Genomic DNA, 16934 nt, shown 5'->3' on the forward strand with positions numbered 1-16934 from the left:
GCCCGGCTGGTGCAACGAAATCTGTTTCAGCAATGTGAAATTCTCGACCTCATTGACCCGCGACGGCAACGCTTAAAACCAAACAATTCTAGCAGGCTATCTCTTCTAAATTAGCCGGACAGAAATGCTGACAATTATGTCCGTTGATCAAAAGGGACCATTATACACCGTTTGGAGTCCCTACCAAAAACTGACTGTTAACGCTGATTTTTACAATAAAGCACTGCGTGGGTTCAATGTTCGGGTCAACAATGTCGGCTATATGGGGCTGCTCAATCTTTCAAAAGACTTTGTGAATGAACATTTTGGCACTATCCCCGAAGCCATGGACGCCTATGCCGTCAATCAATATGAAATTCCGTATCGTCTGAAATCCGATGCCAAGGAAATTCTGATCGTTGGGTCCGGCGGCGGAAATGACGTTGCCGGCGCACTGCGTAACGGCATTGCCAACGTCGATGCCGTTGAGATTGACCCGATGATTTACCAGCTCGGTTTGGAATTGCATCCGGAAAAACCGTATGCCGATCCGCGCGTGCACGTTACCATTGATGACGCTCGATCCTTCTTTCATACCATGGCTGGCAAAAAACAATATGACATTATTATCTTTGGATTGCTTGATTCGCATACCCTTGGTTCCAGCTATAACAACATCCGGCTCGACCATTATGTGTACACACTCGAAAGCTTGCAGCATGCCAAGGCGCTCCTCAAGCCGGGAGGGGTTCTCAGCCTCGCCTTTGAAGTGCAAACACCATGGATTTATTCCCGATTCCATGGCCTGCTGACAGAAGTGTTTGGCCGTCCGCCAATCGCATTTTCCATTCGTTCACCGGGACAAATCTTTGGCTGGGGCGGCGTTATCTTTATCGAGTCCCTTGATCCCCCGGCCACGCAGGCCGCCATCCAGAACAACGCACTTTTGCAACAATTGTTGACCACCAACGCATTGGAGCCAAATCCAGCACCAGTCAAATTAAGCACTGACGACTGGCCGTATTTGTATTTGGAGAAAGCCGGCATCCCGGAGATGTATCTGTGCATTATTTTGAGCCTTGCCGTGCTGTTCGTGGCGGTTTCGCAGACGACTTTCAAGCAGGGAAAATCCTGGCAGTGGCAGTTTTTCTTTCTCGGTGCCGGATTTATGCTCCTTGAATTTCAAAATATCACAAAATCCTCCTTGTTATTTGGTGCAACATGGCTTGTGAACGTCTACACGATAACAGCGATCATGATTTTCATTCTTCTGGCGAATTATCTCGTCTACAAGGTCCAATCGATCAGGCCTTCCGTTGTTTACGCTTTGCTCTTCGCCTCTGTCCTCGCCATATATCTCTTGCCCTTGGATTCTTTGCAATTTGACAACAAAATAATCAAGGGCATCATTGTTTGCGGCATCTTCAATATTCCCGTGCTGTTCGGATCAATCCTCTTTATTCATGCGTTTAATAAAACCACAGACAAAAGCGCTGCCTTGGCATCGAATCTGTTCGGCGCAAGTCTCGGCGGCATGCTGGAGTCTGCGGCCTTTATTACGGGTATTCGCGCCCTTATGCTTGCGGTTGCGTTGCTGTATCTTGGTTCATACCTCGCATCCAGGAAGACGCTCACGAGTCGCCAATAGCATAAAACCATTTGGCCGCTGCCGGCCCAAGATGGGACCGGGTGGGTTCCCAAAACTGGCAGCCCGCCTCAGGGCTGTTGGCCAGGGATACCAGGGGCGGCCGCTATGACGGCTTCACTAAAGGGGCAGCCCCCCTCACCGCAACCCACAGGCCCGCTCGCAGCGCTCGCGCACCCGCTCCCCTGCCAGCCCGATGTGGGCGGCCACGCAGGCTTCGCACAGCGTCACCGGCTGCGACAGGCGCGCGCCTTGATCCCCGGCGTTTTCCAGCACCATGGCGAAGACCGCTTCGGCCAGATCGGCCCGGGCCGGCGTTTGCGCCGCCCGGGGCGCGGGCGCACCCGGACCGGCCGAGGGCGTTTGCAGCATCCCCAGCGCGAGAAGCCCCGCGACAATGCAGCCGGCAACGACGATTTTCTTGACATCTGGCATGATTTTCCCCCCGCTTGAAACTTCGGCCCGGTCTTTACGACGGACCGGGGCTGTGCCATACGACGAACAGAGCCATGGGCGGGGTGTAGCGCGCCGGACTGGTGCGATCCAATCGCAATGTCTGAAGCGGTCCTTTTGCCTGACAAAAGACCCGGCAAGGCCGGGAGGGCGTTGTGGAATACTATCACCTGCGCACGTTTGTGGCGGTGGCCGAAGAAGAGCACTTAACGCGTGCAGCCGAGCGCTTAAACGCCAGCCTGCCGGCGGTGAGCGCCCACATTCGCGGCCTGGAAGACGAACTCGGGGTGGCGCTTTTTTCGCGAACGCCCAAGGGCATGCGCTTAACGGCCGAAGGCCGGGCGCTTTTGGGCGAAGCCAAGGCTGCGCTGACCAGCGTCGAGGCCGTGCGGCTGCGGGCCGGGGCGCTGCGCCAGGAAGTCACGGGCGTTGTCCGCATTGGCCTGAATAACGAAGCCGCCCGGATGCGCGTGCCGGAACTGTTGACCAGCATGACCCGGCGGCATCCCGGCGTGGAGCTGCATCTGGTCAACTCCAGTTCGCCGCGCATCCTCGACAATGTGCGCCAGGACAAACTCGATATCGGCTTTGTCTACGACAACATCATCGAGCCGGGGCATGGGGTGGAGGCGGTGGCGCTGGAAGCCGTGCCCATGGCCGTGGTCGGGCCGACCACCTGGGCTGAGCGGGTGTGCCGGGCCGACTGGGACGAACTGGCCGGGCTGCCCTGGGTGTGGTTTTCCGAGCGGTGTCCGTTCCAGTATCTGCTCGAAGCGTCGTTTACGTGTCGCGGCCTGCCGCTCAATAAGGTCATGGTGGGTGACAACGACGCCACATTGCGCACGCTGGTTGCGGCAGGCGTGGGCCTGACGCTGTTGCGCCGCGACGATGCCTTGGACGCGGCGGCGGCAGGTGAAGTGTGTGTCTGGCGTCAGGATGGTCTGACGCTTGGTTTATCGCTGGTCTACCGTCGGGAGAGGGCGGCGGATCGGCTTATTGAGGCGGTTGCGTCGGTCGTGGCCGAGGTCTGGGGCCTCCCGGACCGCTGCCGGTGACCAACGGCCCATCGGTTTTGTACTTCGCAGGAGCAATACCAAATGAGTGAGTCGGCGACGTCTGACCAGGGTCTTTCCTGGCGGGTTGCGTGCGGCCTGACGGTTCTGGCCCTGACCCTGTCCATGATGGCCCTGGCCCAGGCCAATTACCGGGAAAACGACCCGCTCGCCAACCAGGTGCTGTCCGGCAGCGCCTTTGGCTATGCCGATCCGCCGGGCAGACAGGTGTTGGTGCCCGTGGAACCGGCCCTGGCCCGGGGCATGAAAGGATTTCGACAGGCCGTGGCCGCGCCCGGGCGCGTGGTCGATCTGGCCTATGCCGGCACCCAGCGCGGCGAGGACGGCGAGCACGGCGACCTGACGCCCCAGCGCTTTGCCGACACGGCCGGAGCGGTGTTTGCCACGAGTCAGCCCCTGGCCCCAAGCGGCGACGTGCTGGTGGCCACGGACGCCTTTCTGGCCGCGCGCCAAGTGCTGGCGGTAACACCGGCAACGGACGACGCCCCCTGCGCGGCCCAGGTTCGCGCGGACCTGGCCCGGCGGGCCGGGCGGGAGATCGTCTGGTGCCGGGAACTGGGCACGGTTTCCGACGGCGGACGGTTGTCCCTGGCCCGCTTTGCCCCCCACGGCCACAACGAGCTGGCTGTGCTGGCCTACGACGCGCCCGGCCACCCTGCGGCCTATCTGCACTATCCGGCCACCGCCGAACCGGGCGGCACCTGGCGGGTGGACGACGACGGCGAATTTCCCGTGGCCGCCTACCAGCCGCTGTTCGCCTTTCGCAGCGAAACGGGGTTGGAACTGGCCGTACGCTGGTCCGGTCCCGAGGGCGACACCCTGGATCTGTACCGCCAGGAAGGCGACGCCTTCACCCCGTATGTGGCGGCGAACTGGCTGCGGCCGCAGTAGCCCGGCCGGTCGTCGAAACAGGTCATTTCAGCCGTCCGCCGCGCGCGGACGGCTTTTTTTGCGCCGTTGACGCCGCCGGGCAAAGCGGTCAACACTCGCGCCACGATTGCGGCCAGGACCAGGCCGGGAAGGGGTGGGCATGCACAGCGATCTGCGGTATCTCGGCATCGTCATAGCGGGCGTGGCAGCGGCCTGTCTGCTGCTGACCATCGTGCGGCGGCGCTGCAGCTGTGCCATGGACATGCAGCAACGCAACCTTTTTGCCACCAATTTTTGTTTTTTCACCACCCTCTATACCTTCTTCCTGGGCTTTGCCGTGGTGTCCTTGTGGCAAAACTACAATGCCGCCGACGCGGCCATCACCAACGAATCGGATCTGCTGGTGGTGGAATACCGCCTGTCCCAGTCCCTGCCCGGGACCGAGGCCTTTCGCCAGTCCCTGCTGCGCTATGTCGAAGCCGTGCAGGAACCGGGCTGGGGCATGATGCGCGACGGCAACGCATCCGATGGGGCCGAGGAACTCTACAGCGCCTTATGGAACGAGCTGCAACGCATTGATCCCAAAGCGGTGGCGCATAACCACAGTGTCTATGCCCTCATGCTGTCGCGCATGATCGATTGCAACAAACTGCGCCACGAGCGACTGCTGCTTATTGACGGCAGCCTGTATTCCCCCATCTGGGTCATCATTTACATGGGCGTGGCCTTCACCATCGCCGGGTATTATTTCATCGAGACCGGCCATCGCCCGGCAGATCTCTATTTCATGACCATGATGCTGGCCATGATCCTCGGCAACATTTTTTTGCTCTACGAACTGGATACGCCCTTCTCCGGCATCATCAGCCTGGACCCGGAAAAATTCGCCCAGGCGGCCCAGACCATGCAAAAGTTGGCCGGCCTGTAACAACCCGGCCGGCGTTTCTTGGGGCCGCATCCGAAAACACGGCAAAGGAGCGGATATGACAGACGAAACACAAAACAAGGGCCGGCCCGAGACACCCAGCGAAGTCTCCTGGCTGCTGCGCGAAGGCCATTCGCCCATCAAAGCCTGGCGCGAACATCTGGGCGTGACCCAGGAAGAACTCGGCCGACGGCTGGCAGCCTCGCCAGCGGCTGTGGCCCAACTGGAAGCCCGCGCGGCCCGGCCCCGGGCCGCGACGCTTAAAAAAGTCGCCGCCGTACTCGGCATCGACTGGGAACTGTTGCAGGTTGCCAAGAAGTAAAGAGGAAAAGGCGCAAGAGGCCTCCGGCGGCCGGGGGCCTGAGGCCCCCGGACCCCCCACCGGGAAAAGTTTATCAAGGGGTTCTGGTGTTGGCTGGCAAACGGGTCGGCTGCGGACCGGGTAAGCCGCCGGGACGCGGCCACAGCGCCGCTTCGCCCCGTTCGCGACGCGTGCGTAACTGCATCAATAAATACAGCGCATTATCTAACTTAGACACAAACGACCAGCGTCGCAACGCACCCGCCGCGCCCTGGGGCACCGGGCGCAAAAAAAGGCCGCGTCCGGGGCGGATTCGCCTGCCGGACGCGGCCCTTGGCGCGCGTGGCGCGTCTCGGGCTACTGCTGGGGATTAAAAACCTGGAAGGTCTTTTTGACCTGGCTGCCGTCTTCGGCCGTGGCCGTCAGGGTCCACTCGCCGGAGGCCATTTCCCATTCTTTTTCAAAGGTGAAGGTGCAGTGGTATTCCTGCCCGGTGACCACGTTTTCCACGGTTTCGGTGGTAAAGGTCACGGCGTTTTTGGCCGGATCAATGAGCCCAGGCGTGGCGGTGACGATTTTCACTTTGGAGGAGCCGCCTTCGGGCTTGAGCGTACGGAATCGCATACCAAAGGTGGAACCGAGCTTGCGCGGGACGGCGGTGGTGCTCAGCGTCAGCGCCCCTTTTTCGTAGATGCCGAAATCCACAAGAACAATGGTGGGCTCTTGCGGTTTGTCTTCTTTGCCGCCAAAGCCGAAGAAACCCATTGTCGAAGAGCAGGAAGCAAGCAGCAGACACAGGACCGGCAAGAGTGCAAGCAGGCGTTTCACGCGTATCCCTCCAGGGCCGAACGGCCGTATGATCTTGATGTTGCCCACATGACCCCAACCGCCGTCGGTGTCAAGGGAAGGCGGATTCCCGTCAGGACGTTGCCGGCGCGCCGTAGGCCAGGGCCGCAAGGGGTGTCATGCCGGCGAAATGCGCGCCGAGCGCCTCGCGCTGGCTGTCCACCAGCCGCAGACTGGAGACCGGCAGCGGCCCGGGTTCGTTGCCATACATGACCACGGCCCGGTCGATCCATTCCGCCGGCACGAAATCGGCAGACAACTTGAGCACCGACCGCGTGCCCTCCTCAAAAACCGCGAGCAGCTTGTCGTAGCGCGTCCGTCCCGGACCGAGCACCAGATTGCCGGTGCGGGCCAGAGTCTCTTCCACCCGCGTCGGCGGCACAGCCGCCCATTTGCCCAGCAGCTCGAAAAAGGTCGGCCGCAGCACCAGATAATAAAACGGATCGATTTTTAGGGCCACCGACACGCCCGGCACATTAATGATGGAGGGCGAGGCGGCATAGTGGCGTCCCAAAGCCTCTACCAGGCGGGACAGGGTGTCGGCGTAGTCCACAAGCATGGCCCTTAACCTCCTGGATTTCTGGCGCAATCAAGCAGATAGGCTGCAAGACCGCCCAGTTCCCTGGGGGTGTGGCCAAAAACGGCGCGCCACACCTCGTCCGACTCCATACAAAAATACAGGCCGCGCGAAAAGCCATGCCCGGCCAGATGAGCGACCATAAATCGAAATTGTCGCACCCGCAGCGGCCGCAGCAGCCGCTTTTTGCCGTCCGCCCCCACCGCAAATTCACCCAGCATGTAGTCCGGCAGTTCGCGTCCCTCGGCCGTCAAACGCCCGGGCAGTTCCGGCAGGCAGCGAAACGAACCCAGACTCATATAGGCGATATCGGCCGGCGAAAGATAGTCAAATATCATGTCGATGATGGCGGCGTATTCCCGCTCCCAGCCGGCGAAAAAACAGATGGGGTCAAAATGCAGGCAAACCCGGAAACCGGCGGCGGCACAGGTCCGGGCAGCGGCCAGCCGGGTTTCCAGCGCAGCGGTGTCGCGCTCCTGGCCGGCCACAATGGCCGGGGCATTGAGCGACCAGGCCGGCAGCACCCGGTCGGGCCGGGGATTGGCCGCCATCCAGGTGAGATCGGCGGTCTTGGATTTCAGCTCCAGCGTCACATTGTCGTAATCGGCCAAAAACCCAAGCAGCTCGCGGGTGTGGCCGGTTATGGGTTCCAGGGCCAGGGAATCGGCGAACTGGCCGGTGCCCACCCGAAAGGGGCGGCTGATGTCGCGGCCAAAGGTTTCGGCCAATTCGGCGAACATGGCCCCGGTATTGGCAAAGGCGGTGAGCGTTTTATCGCGAAAATAGGCCCGCAGGATGCAGTAGGAGCAGTCCATGGGGCAGTTCTCGCCGATATGGATGATTTGGTAGCCGCAGCAGCGGTAATGGCGCGTGGCCGGGCAGGGGCGCAAAAACCGGCCCTTGTGGGCCTTTATGTGCAACACGCGCCCGCCGGCCGGGGCCGTTGGCAGAGGGTCGCCCGGGGCGAGGGCCGTTTCCTGGGCCTGGGGCAGCGCGGTCCTGGCCCGGGCGGCCATGGCGGTGTCGGCCACGGCGGCGTCCACGGCCAGGGCGGTTATGTCCCACAGCGCCCCGCTCACGCCGGAGCCTCGCCGACCGGCCCGTCGGGGTCGTCGTGGGCGATGGTCAGCAGTTGCGGCAGGACCGGGGAAGCGGCCATGGCCGCCAGAGCCGCCCCGGCCTTGACCAGTTCGGCCGGGCTTTTCACCGTCACCTCAAAGGTCACGGCGTCGGCTTCAAACCCCTGGCTCGGCCGGAGTTTGACCCGGCTGCCCCGGCTAAGCTCCCGGGAAAGGGCACTGAAGCGGGCCTCCAGGGTGGTCAGGGCCGGATAGCGCAACCGGCGCAGCCCGGCCAGGAGGCCAGCCGTCAAATCATTGGGCGAAAGCCCCCGGTGGGGCAGTTCCAGGACGCCGCAGCGGGCAAGCAGGGCTGCCGCCGGTTCGCCGGCCAGTCGTGCCGCCTCGGTGATCCAGGTGAGCGCCCCGGTCAGGCTCCCCCGGGACCAGCGTACAGCGGCCAACAGCGGGGTCAGGGCCGCGCGCGTGTCGGCATCCAGCGCCGCAAGCTGCCCCCCGCTCCCCAGCGGCACATGGCCCGAGGCGAGAAGCGCGTCCAACTCCGGCGGCAAACCCAGCCACTGGGCGACGAGACGCGCCCGGCGGTCGTCGGCGGCAAAAAGGTACGGCCCGGCCAGCCGCAGGAAATCGTCCAGGCTGGCGTGGGCCGCGAAATAGCGCCCGGCCGCCACGGCCATGGCGTCGGTGACGGCGCGGCCCTGGTTGGAAGCCAGGTAATACAGCCCCAGGCGCAGGGCCGGGCTGACGGCCGGGGCCGGCCCGCCCTGGCCGTCATGACCTGCGTGGCCAGTGTGCCCTTCTTGGCCGCCCTGCCCGGTGTGCCCGGTGTGCCCGGCTTGGCCGGTGTGCCCGGTATGGCCCGCGTGCCCGGCGTGGCCGCCGTAGCCGGCGTAACCGTCGTTGTCGGCCGGCCCGTCCAGGGAGACGGCCAGGGCGCACAGGGCGCTGCCCCGGATCTGGCGCAGGGCGGCGGCCCGGCGCGAACCGGCGGCCAGGATGGGCCGGCCGCCGGTTTCCACTACCAGGGCCGGCGTTATCTGGCCAAGCGTCGCCAGGGATTCGACCAGAACGGCGTCAGGCGGGGCGGCCCAGAACAGATGGGGGGCGGCGATGTCCACATCGCGCGGGTGAAGAAAGAGTGGCTGCACGGTGTCGGTTTTTTTACGGTTTCCCAGTAGAGTTCGTGATTTCAAACTGTTGTCGTCTTGACAAGGGGTGACGCCTCATCCAATATGCCCAAACTCGCGGAAAAGCCAAGGGGTTGAAAATGCCCGGATTTCCGCACTGATCTCTCTCTATTCGCTTCGTCACCCGGCCGCGTCGGCGGCTCGCAATATGGGACAGGAAAAACGCCCTGCGGCGTTTGGACCACGTGACAACGCCTAGCACAAGGGAGAAGGGAATGTCGGAAAACCTCGCCAGCCAACGCACCTACGCCCTGATCGGCCACGGCGGATGCGGCAAGACCTCAGTGGCCGAAATGCTCCTTTTCACGACCGGTGCCGCAGCCCGCCTGGGCAAGATCGAAGAAGGCACCACCGTGCTCGACTACGAGCCCGAGGAAATCAAGCGCCGGGGCAGCACCCAGCCCGGTCTGGCCTCCTACCTGTTCCAAAAAAATCGGCATTTTCTCCTGGACGTTCCGGGCGACGGCAGCTTCAACGGCGATCTGCCCTATCTGCTGCGGGCCGTGGACGGCGTGGTCTTTGTGGTGGACGCCGTGGATGGCGTCAAGCCGCTGACGAAAAAGCTCTGGGGCGAAGTGGCCAAACTCGGCCTGCCTGCCGTCTTTTTCATCAACAAAATGGACCGCGACCGGGCCGATTACGACATGGCGCTGACCGGCATCCGGGAAAAGCTCGGGGTCAAGACCTATATCCAGAACCTGCCCATCGGGGCCAGGGAAAATTTCAAGGGCGTGGTCAACGTCCTGGAGCGCAAAGCCTATTTCTTCGACGACAAGGGCGGCATGACCGAAGGCCCGGTGCCCGAGGATATGACCGACGAGGTCGAAACCCTGCGCGAAACCATGGTCGAGGAAGTGGCTGTCTCCGAAGAACAGCTCATGGAGCGCTACCTCGAAGGCGAGGAAATCGCCTTGGAAGAACTGCTCGCTGCCGTGCATAAGGCCACCCTCTCCGGCGCGCTGTGTCCGGTGTGCTGCGGCTCGGCTTTAAAAGCCATGGGCGGGCAGCGCCTGCTGGCCGCCATCCAGAACTATCTGCCCGGTCCTTTGGAAGCGGCTGGCGGGGCCAAGACCATCACCATCGAAGGCGGCACGGTCACTGCGGCCGAGACCGGTCCTGTGGTCGCTTTCGTGGTCAAGACGCTTTTTGACCCCTTTGCCGGCCAACTTTCCATCGTACGCGTCCTGTCCGGCACGCTGACCACCAACATGGAGCTTTTAAACCCGGCCACCAGCTCTTCCGAACGGGCCGGCCAGATTCTGCTGCCCCTTGGCAAGGAAACGACCATCTCCAAGGAACCGGCCGGCCCGGGCTCGGTCATCGCCCTGGCCAAGCTCAAGGACACCGCCACCGGCCATACCCTGGCCGATCCCAAAAAGCCCGTGGTCGTCCCGGCCCCGGTGCTGCCGCCGCCCATGATCTCCTACGCCCTGGCCCCGGCCGAAAAGGGCGACGAGGACAAGGTCTTTGCGGCCATGTCCAAGCTTTTGGATGAAGACATCACTCTGTCCATCACCCGCGACATGGACACCGGCGATATTCTGCTGTCCGGCATGGGCCAGACCCATCTGGAAACGGCCGTGGATAAGGCCAAGCGGCGTTTCAAGGTTTCGCCCGTGTTAAAAGCCCCCAAGATTCCCTACCGCGAGACGGTCAAGGGCAAGGTCGAGGTGCAGGGCCGCCACAAGAAGCAGACCGGCGGGCGCGGCCAGTTCGGCGATTGCTGGATTCGCATGGAAGGCCTGCCGCGCGGCTCGGGCTATGAGTTTGTGGACGCCATCGTTGGCGGGGCCATCCCGCGCCAGTATATCCCGGCCGTGGACAGGGGCGTGCAGGAATCCTCGGTGCGCGGCTTTCTGGCCGGCTATCCCCTGGTCGATTTCAGGGTTACGCTCTACGACGGCTCGTTTCACACCGTCGATTCCTCGGAAATGGCCTTTAAAATCGCTGGCTCTGTCGGCTTTAAGGCAGCCTGCGAGAAGTTAAAGATTTCGCTGCTCGAACCCATCGTTCTGGTGGCCGTGAGTTGCCCCGACGAATACATGGGCGACATCATCGGCGACCTGTCCAGCCGGCGCGGCAAGGTGCTGGGGTCGGATTCCACCGGCGGCATCACCGAAATCCAGGCCCATGTGCCCATGGCCGAGATGCAGGAATACGCCAAGACGTTAAGCTCCATGACCGGCGGCCAGGGTGCGTTTACCATGGCTTTCGATCACTACGAGGAATGCCCGCCCCCCATTGCCGAAAAGGTGGTGGCCGAGGGCAAGAAGAAGGAAGAATAGACGTGGAGTAGGAGCACTGGAAGTGGGGCGCTGCCCCACGCCCCGCCGGGGGCCTTAGGCCCCCGGACCCCCAAAAGGTGGGGCCGCGATCCGGTCGGCGTCAAGGCGAAACGCTCTGACGCCGACCGGATCGCGGCCCCACAGTCAGGTCTTACAGAATCGTTAAAACAGCAACGAGCAGCCTCCATACAACATCATGGCCCACATTCTCCTTATCGACGACGACGCCATCCTGCGCGAGACCTTTGGCGGGCTTATGCGCCGGCTGGGGCACGTCCTGACCTGGGCCGGCTCCATGGCGGAGGGCCGGCTGGCGCTGGCCCGCGACCGGGTGGATGTGGTGCTGCTCGATCTGCGCCTGCCTGACGGCTACGGCCTGGACCTGATGGATGAAATAAAGGCCGCCCCGGGGGTGCCCGAAGTCATCATCATCACCGGCCGGGAAGACCCCGAGGGCGCTGCCCTGGCGATCAAGTCCGGGGCCTGGGACTACATCCAAAAGCCTCTCACTCCCAACCGTGTCACCCTGCCGCTCACCCGCGCCCTGGAATACCGCGCCCAAAAGGCCTCCCGGCGGCCGCGCGCGGTGCTCAAGCGCGAAGCCATCGTCGGCAGCGGACCGGCCATGGAAGCCTGCCTGGATCAGGTGGCCCAGGCCGCCGATTCCAACGCCTCGGTGCTTATTACCGGCGAGACCGGCACGGGCAAGGAGCTGTTTGCCCAGGCCATCCACGCCAACTCCAGCCGCGCCCACAGCAATTTTGTGGTGGTGGACTGCGCCGCCCTGCCCGAGACGCTGGTTGAGAGCGTGCTTTTCGGCCATGTCAAAGGCGCCTTCACCGGAGCGGATCGCGACCGCGACGGGCTGTTCAAACTGGCTGACGGCGGCACACTCTTTCTCGATGAGATCGGCGAACTCTCGCCCGGCATCCAAAAGACCTTTTTGCGCGTGCTCCAGGACGGCCGGTTTCGCCCTGTCGGGTCCAAGCACGAACTTTCCAGCGATTTCCGGCTGGTGGCCGCAACCAACCGCGACCTGTCGGTCATGGCCGGCATCGGTTCCTTTCGCGAAGATCTGCTCTACCGGCTGCGCACCATCGTCCTCACCCTGCCGCCCCTGCGCGCCCGGCAGGAAGACATCAAATCCCTGACCATCCACCACATGAACCGGCTGTGCGAGCGCTACCGGCTGCCGACCAAGGGCTTTGCCGAGGAGTTTTTCCAGGCGCTGTGCGTCTATAGCTGGCCGGGCAATGTGCGCGAACTGTTCGGGGCCATGGAGCGGGTGCTGCTGCAATACCGCAACGAGCCGGTGCTGTATCCCAAGCATTTGCCCGACGAGATCCGGCTGCAAGTGTTGCGGGCCAACGGCGTTGGCGAAGCGGCCGAACCAGGGTACGGCGACACTGTCGAATCGGGCGATGCCGGCATAGCGCCGTGGAAAGCTTTTCGCCGGCTGGCCATGGAAGAGGTGGAACGCGGCTACCTGGGCGACCTGTTGCAAATCAGTCGCGGCAACGTGGGGCGGGCCTCGAAAATAAGCGGCCTGTCGCCGTCGCGGCTCTATGATTTGTTTCGCAAATACGGGCTGGTGACGCGGCCGTAAGGGGCGCGCCCCCCCAGGGTCCGGCGCTGGCAGCAGGCTGCAGCCCGCAGGCACGGCAACAGCATGGTCTTCGGCCAGCAAGTTGCGAGCGCGGCAGCCTCGTGGTCCTCGGCGACGGGATCGGGCTTTTGGGCAACAGTTCGTCTCGCCGCGCCTGCCGTGCGCGGTGCCAGGACCGCACGACGGGCAGCATTTCCCTCTTGGCAATCCCTGTGCAATCCCGTAGAAGCAGCGCCCGCCCCGGGAATCGGCCGGCCCCCGCACGAATTTTCCGTACTTTTTTCCACTTTTCCCGTAATCCAGGATACACTTTTGCGGCACATTCGATTTGAAAACTTGTCAACACAGGCAATCGTTCGGAATTCCTTGCTAAAAAGCTACCTTTGCGGATCTGAAACAGTGGCACGCATTTTGAATAAGCATGAGCAAGGCAGAATGATACCTCCCTATCATTCTGGCCTCTCCTTCATCTCCTGCGCGGGGGCTCTCACTGAGCCCCCCATTTTTTTGGCTGCCTCCCCCCTGGAGAATCCCCGCGTCATGCGTTATTTAAGCCGTCATGTGGCATAAAAAGCTCTTTGCGCCCCTGGTCCTGCCCATGCACTTTTTCGCGGCAGCCATCCTGCTCGGGGCAGGCCTTTTGTGCCAGCCCATAAGCTGCACCGGCCCCACTGTGTCCTTTCTCGACGCCCTGTTTACCGCCACCTCGGCCGCCTGCGTCACCGGCCTGACCGTCACCGACACCGGCACGACCTTCACCCGCTTCGGCCACACCGTCATCCTGGCCCTGATCCAGCTCGGGGGCCTTGGCATCATGACCTTTTCCACCCTGGTCTTTTATCTCTGGCGGCGTCGGGTCTCCCTGGCCGACCATATCGCCGTGGGCCAGAGCCTGCTCCATGACGCCTCGTTTCATCTGGGCCGCTTTCTCACCCGCGTGGCCGTGGTGACGGCCGTCATCGAAGGGGTGGGGGCGCTGGGCCTGCATGTGTTTGATCCGGTGGGCTTTACCCCCTTTTCCGCCGTGTTCCATTCCGTCTCAGCCTTTTGCAATGCCGGGTTCGGCCTGTTTCCCGACAATCTCATGCGCTATACCGGCCATCCCGGGATCAATCTGGTCATCATGTGGCTCATTGTCAGCGGCGGCCTGGGCTTTGCCGTGCTCATCGAGGGCTACCGCGTGGCCCGCGGCCGGCTGTGGGGTCCCGAGCGGACGGGCGGACGGCACCTGGCCTTGTCCTGGTATGCCCGCACGGTCTTTGCCGTTTCGGCCTTTCTCGTGTTCGTGGGCGCGGCCATGATTTTTTGCGGCGAGTTTCTCGGTGGCCGCTACCCGGAATTGCCGGTCCTCGACCGGATCGTGGCCGCCCTGTTCCAGTCCGTCTCCTGCCGCACCGCCGGCTTTAACACCTTGGACATCGGGCGCATGGCCGACGCCTCCCTGGTCATCATGATCCTGCTCATGTTTATTGGCGGCTCGCCCGGCTCCTGCGCCGGCGGCATAAAGACCACGACGTTTCGGGTGCTGGCCGCTTTTGGCAGGGCCAAGATGTTTGGCCGCAAGCAGGCCGTGGTGGGCCGGTTCGCCGTGGACGACGACACCGTGGACCGGGCTGTCACCCTGACCATTTTCGCCGCCGGGCTGGTGCTTGGCTCGGTGCTGCTGCTGTGCTTCACCGAGGGGGCGGTGGCCCCGCATGTGGAAGCCGGGGGACGCTTTATGGAAATTTTATTTGAGGTGGTGTCGGCCTTTGGCACGGTGGGGCTGTCCACGGGCATCACCCCGGGCCTGTCCCCGGCCGGCAAGGTGGTCATCACCCTGCTCATGTTTGTCGGGCGGTTGGGACCGATTCTCTTTCTCTCGGCCTTGCAGGGGTTCCAGGAGCCGCTGCGCTACCGCTGGCCGGAACAAAACATGATGATCGGCTAGCCGACCCGGGCTGGGCGTTTTCAGACACAGGGCAGGGAGGGGGCATGGCTGACGAACGGATCTGCATTATCGGCCTTGGCAAATTCGGGTTCCATCTGGGCCGGTGTCTGGTGGAGCTTGGGCGCGAGGTGCTCGGCGTTGACGGCGACGCGGACAAGGTCAAAAATGCCCAGGGCGTTTTCACCCAGGTCTACCAGCTCGACGCCAAGGACAAGCGCGCCCTGGAGCAGATCCACGTGGACGAGATGTCCCATGTGGTGGTGTCGGTGGGCCATTCCATGGAGGCCAGCATCCTTATTTCCCTGTATCTCAAGGAGCTTGGCGTTCCTCAGGTGTGGGTCAAGGCCATTTCCACCGACCATGAGAAGTTGCTGAAAAAGATCGGCGTGGACACGGTTTTCATCCCCGAGCGTTTTGCCGCCAAAAATATGGCCCACCAACTCGCCAGCCCGGGGCTCATCGAGTATCTTCCCATGGACAAGGATGTGGCGCTTAAAGAAATCGGCATCGACGGCTGGGCCGGACAAACCCTGCGCCAGCTCGACCTGACCAACAAGCATCAGGTCCAGGTCATCGCCAAAAAGTGCGCCGGCGAAGACCACTATTCCTTCATTCCGAGGGCTGACGAAGAATTGCGCCAAGGCGACAAGCTTGTGCTGGTGGGACGGGAAGTCCGGCTGGCCAAGCTGCGTCCCTGATTATACGGAGGTAGCATGCGTTTTGTTGACGAAGCATGGATTGTGGTCCGCTCGGGCAAGGGCGGGCGTGGCGCGGTGTCGTTTCGACGCGAGAAGTTCATCCCCCGGGGCGGGCCGGACGGCGGCGACGGCGGTGCCGGCGGCGATGTCATCTTTCGGGCCAATCCCGCTCTGGTGACCCTCTACGACCTGCGCCTGCGCCGTATATACGAGGCCAGAAACGGCGAAGGCGGCATGGGCCGGCAAAAATGCGGCAAGGCGGCCGAGGATCTTTATATCGACGTGCCGGTCGGCACCGAACTCTACGAACTGCCGCCGCTAGGCAGCGATGCCCCGGCCCGGGTCGCCGACATTGCCGCGGCCGAGTCGGCCGGCGTCGAAGCGGTGTTTGCCGTCCCGCTTGACGACGAGGCTGACGAGGCTGACCTCATGGAAATCGACGCGGCTGGCGAGGACGACCTCGCGGCAGCGGAGCTGGCCGAGGCTGGCCAAGACGCCGATATGGCCGAAGACGACGGCGCGCTCGAAGAGGCTGACATGGCCGAAGATGCCGAAGAAGCCGATGACGCCGACGACAGCGACCTGGACGAGGCCAGCCTCGAAGCGGCGGCCAAGGCAGCCCCGGCCCAGCTCAAGCTGCTTGTGGATCTGGTCGAGCCCGGCCAGACCTACGTGGCCTGCCATGGCGGGCGCGGCGGCAAGGGCAATCTGCACTTTGCCTCTGCCACCATGCGCACCCCGCGCTTTGCCCAGCCCGGCGAACCCGGCCAGGAGCAGCGCATCCGGCTGGTGCTCAAAGTGTTGGCCGACGTCGGCATCATCGGTCTGCCCAATGCCGGCAAATCGACGTTTATTGCCGCCGTGTCCCGGGCCAAGCCGAAAATCGCGCCCTATCCCTTCACCACGCTGACCCCCAATCTGGGTGTCATTGAGCACGACGACTGCGTGCGCCGGCTGGTGCTGGCCGACATCCCGGGCCTGATTGAAGGGGCGCACCTGGGCCAGGGCCTGGGCCACCGCTTTTTGCGCCACGTCGAGCGCACCCGCGTGCTGCTCCATCTGGTTTCAGCCGAAGACGCCTCGCCTGAGGGCATTTTCGAGGCCTTTGACGTGGTGGATGAGGAACTGCGCCGGTTCGACCCGGCCCTGGCCCTGCGGCCCCAGATTCGCGTCATCAATAAGATCGATTTGCTTTCCCCCGAGGAACTGGCCGAGCGCCGGGCCGTGGCCAAGGCGGCCGGCCAGAAGGTGTTTTTCATGTCGGCGCTTACCGGCAAGGGGATCGAAGCGGTGCTGGCGGCCGTGTGGAAGGCGGCCACTCCCGAGGCCACAATCACCGCCCCGGTGGAGAGTTGGCCCGTGCTTGGCCCCGGGGACGGAACTGACGGGGACCAGGAACCGGCCTAAGCGGAGTATCGGTCCCGGACACAAAAAAACAAGCGGCCCCTGGACGGCGGTTTGGCGCAAGGCCGAACCGTTA

The 16934-nt window shown here is 63.1% G+C and carries 15 protein-coding genes; 10 read left to right on the forward strand and 5 right to left on the reverse strand.

Going from position 1 to position 16934, the window contains the following annotated elements; genetic code table 11:
* Positions 1 to 124 precede the first annotated feature (124 nt).
* Positions 125 to 1627, forward strand: a complete 1503-nt coding sequence (locus GTA51_RS14295) for a spermidine synthase (protein WP_160962195.1) — start codon at positions 125 to 127, stop codon at positions 1625 to 1627.
* 135 nt (positions 1628 to 1762) lie between these two features.
* On the opposite strand, the gene GTA51_RS14300 is transcribed toward GTA51_RS14295, so the two are convergent.
* Positions 1763 to 2059: a hypothetical protein gene (locus GTA51_RS14300; protein WP_160962197.1), complete on the reverse strand. Its 297-nt coding sequence runs from the start codon at positions 2057 to 2059 to the stop codon at positions 1763 to 1765.
* Positions 2060 to 2232: 173 nt separating this feature from the next.
* Here GTA51_RS14300 and GTA51_RS14305 point away from each other — a divergent pair, with 173 nt between their 5' ends.
* The 4 genes from GTA51_RS14305 to GTA51_RS14320 all read left to right on the forward strand — a co-directional run bounded on the left by GTA51_RS14305 (position 2233) and on the right by GTA51_RS14320 (position 5267).
* Entirely contained in the window at positions 2233 to 3132 is a 900-nt protein-coding gene (locus GTA51_RS14305) for a LysR substrate-binding domain-containing protein (RefSeq protein WP_160962199.1), read from the forward strand.
* 42 nt (positions 3133 to 3174) lie between these two features.
* Positions 3175 to 4041 carry a hypothetical protein gene (locus GTA51_RS14310; RefSeq protein WP_160962201.1) on the forward strand — a complete coding sequence of 289 codons (867 nt, stop codon included), beginning with the start codon at positions 3175 to 3177 and terminating at the stop codon, positions 4039 to 4041.
* Positions 4042 to 4180: 139 nt separating this feature from the next.
* The gene (locus GTA51_RS14315; protein WP_160962203.1) at positions 4181 to 4948 is read left to right on the forward strand and encodes a bestrophin-like domain; all 768 of its coding nucleotides are present in this window, start codon (positions 4181 to 4183) and stop codon (positions 4946 to 4948) included.
* Between the two features lie 55 nt (positions 4949 to 5003).
* Complete coding sequence (locus GTA51_RS14320; RefSeq protein ID WP_160962205.1) at positions 5004 to 5267, forward strand: helix-turn-helix domain-containing protein; 264 nt, start codon at positions 5004 to 5006, stop codon at positions 5265 to 5267.
* A 336-nt stretch (positions 5268 to 5603) separates the two neighbouring features.
* On the opposite strand, the gene GTA51_RS14325 is transcribed toward GTA51_RS14320, so the two are convergent.
* The 4 genes from GTA51_RS14325 to GTA51_RS14340 all read right to left on the reverse strand — a co-directional run bounded on the left by GTA51_RS14325 (position 5604) and on the right by GTA51_RS14340 (position 8896).
* A complete protein-coding gene (locus GTA51_RS14325) occupies positions 5604 to 6074 on the reverse strand; it encodes a DUF3859 domain-containing protein (RefSeq protein WP_160962207.1) in 471 nt (156 codons plus the stop codon).
* A gap of 91 nt (positions 6075 to 6165) precedes the next feature.
* The gene (locus GTA51_RS14330; protein ID WP_160962209.1) at positions 6166 to 6651 is read right to left on the reverse strand and encodes a hypothetical protein; all 486 of its coding nucleotides are present in this window, start codon (positions 6649 to 6651) and stop codon (positions 6166 to 6168) included.
* Positions 6652 to 6656: 5 nt separating this feature from the next.
* Positions 6657 to 7748 (reverse strand): spore photoproduct lyase family protein, encoded by a 1092-nt coding sequence (locus GTA51_RS14335; protein WP_160962211.1) that lies wholly within the window; start codon positions 7746 to 7748, stop codon positions 6657 to 6659.
* On the reverse strand, positions 7745 to 8896 hold the full coding sequence (locus tag GTA51_RS14340) for a chromosome partitioning protein ParB (RefSeq protein WP_160962213.1): 1152 nt from the start codon (positions 8894 to 8896) through the stop codon (positions 7745 to 7747). Before GTA51_RS14340 ends, GTA51_RS14335 begins: the two co-directional genes overlap by 4 nt.
* A 254-nt stretch (positions 8897 to 9150) precedes the next feature.
* Between GTA51_RS14340 and GTA51_RS14345 the strand changes: the two genes are divergently transcribed.
* The 5 genes from GTA51_RS14345 to cgtA all read left to right on the forward strand — a co-directional run bounded on the left by GTA51_RS14345 (position 9151) and on the right by cgtA (position 16861).
* Positions 9151 to 11220 carry an elongation factor G gene (locus GTA51_RS14345; protein WP_160962215.1) on the forward strand — a complete coding sequence of 690 codons (2070 nt, stop codon included), beginning with the start codon at positions 9151 to 9153 and terminating at the stop codon, positions 11218 to 11220.
* 196 nt (positions 11221 to 11416) lie between these two features.
* The gene (locus GTA51_RS14350) at positions 11417 to 12826 is read left to right on the forward strand and encodes a sigma-54-dependent transcriptional regulator (protein ID WP_160962217.1); all 1410 of its coding nucleotides are present in this window, start codon (positions 11417 to 11419) and stop codon (positions 12824 to 12826) included.
* 559 nt (positions 12827 to 13385) lie between these two features.
* Entirely contained in the window at positions 13386 to 14756 is a 1371-nt protein-coding gene (locus GTA51_RS14355) for a TrkH family potassium uptake protein (protein WP_160962219.1), read from the forward strand.
* Positions 14757 to 14800: 44 nt separating this feature from the next.
* Positions 14801 to 15454, forward strand: coding sequence for a potassium channel family protein (locus GTA51_RS14360; RefSeq protein WP_160962221.1), 654 nt, complete (start codon positions 14801 to 14803; stop codon positions 15452 to 15454).
* 15 nt (positions 15455 to 15469) lie between these two features.
* On the forward strand, positions 15470 to 16861 hold the full coding sequence (gene cgtA / locus GTA51_RS14365; protein WP_160962223.1) for an Obg family GTPase CgtA: 1392 nt from the start codon (positions 15470 to 15472) through the stop codon (positions 16859 to 16861).
* Positions 16862 to 16934: the final 73 nt, after the last annotated feature.

It is taken from the genome of Solidesulfovibrio aerotolerans, from assembly GCF_009856865.1.
Taxonomy (GTDB): Bacteria; Desulfobacterota; Desulfovibrionia; order Desulfovibrionales; family Desulfovibrionaceae; genus Solidesulfovibrio; species Solidesulfovibrio aerotolerans.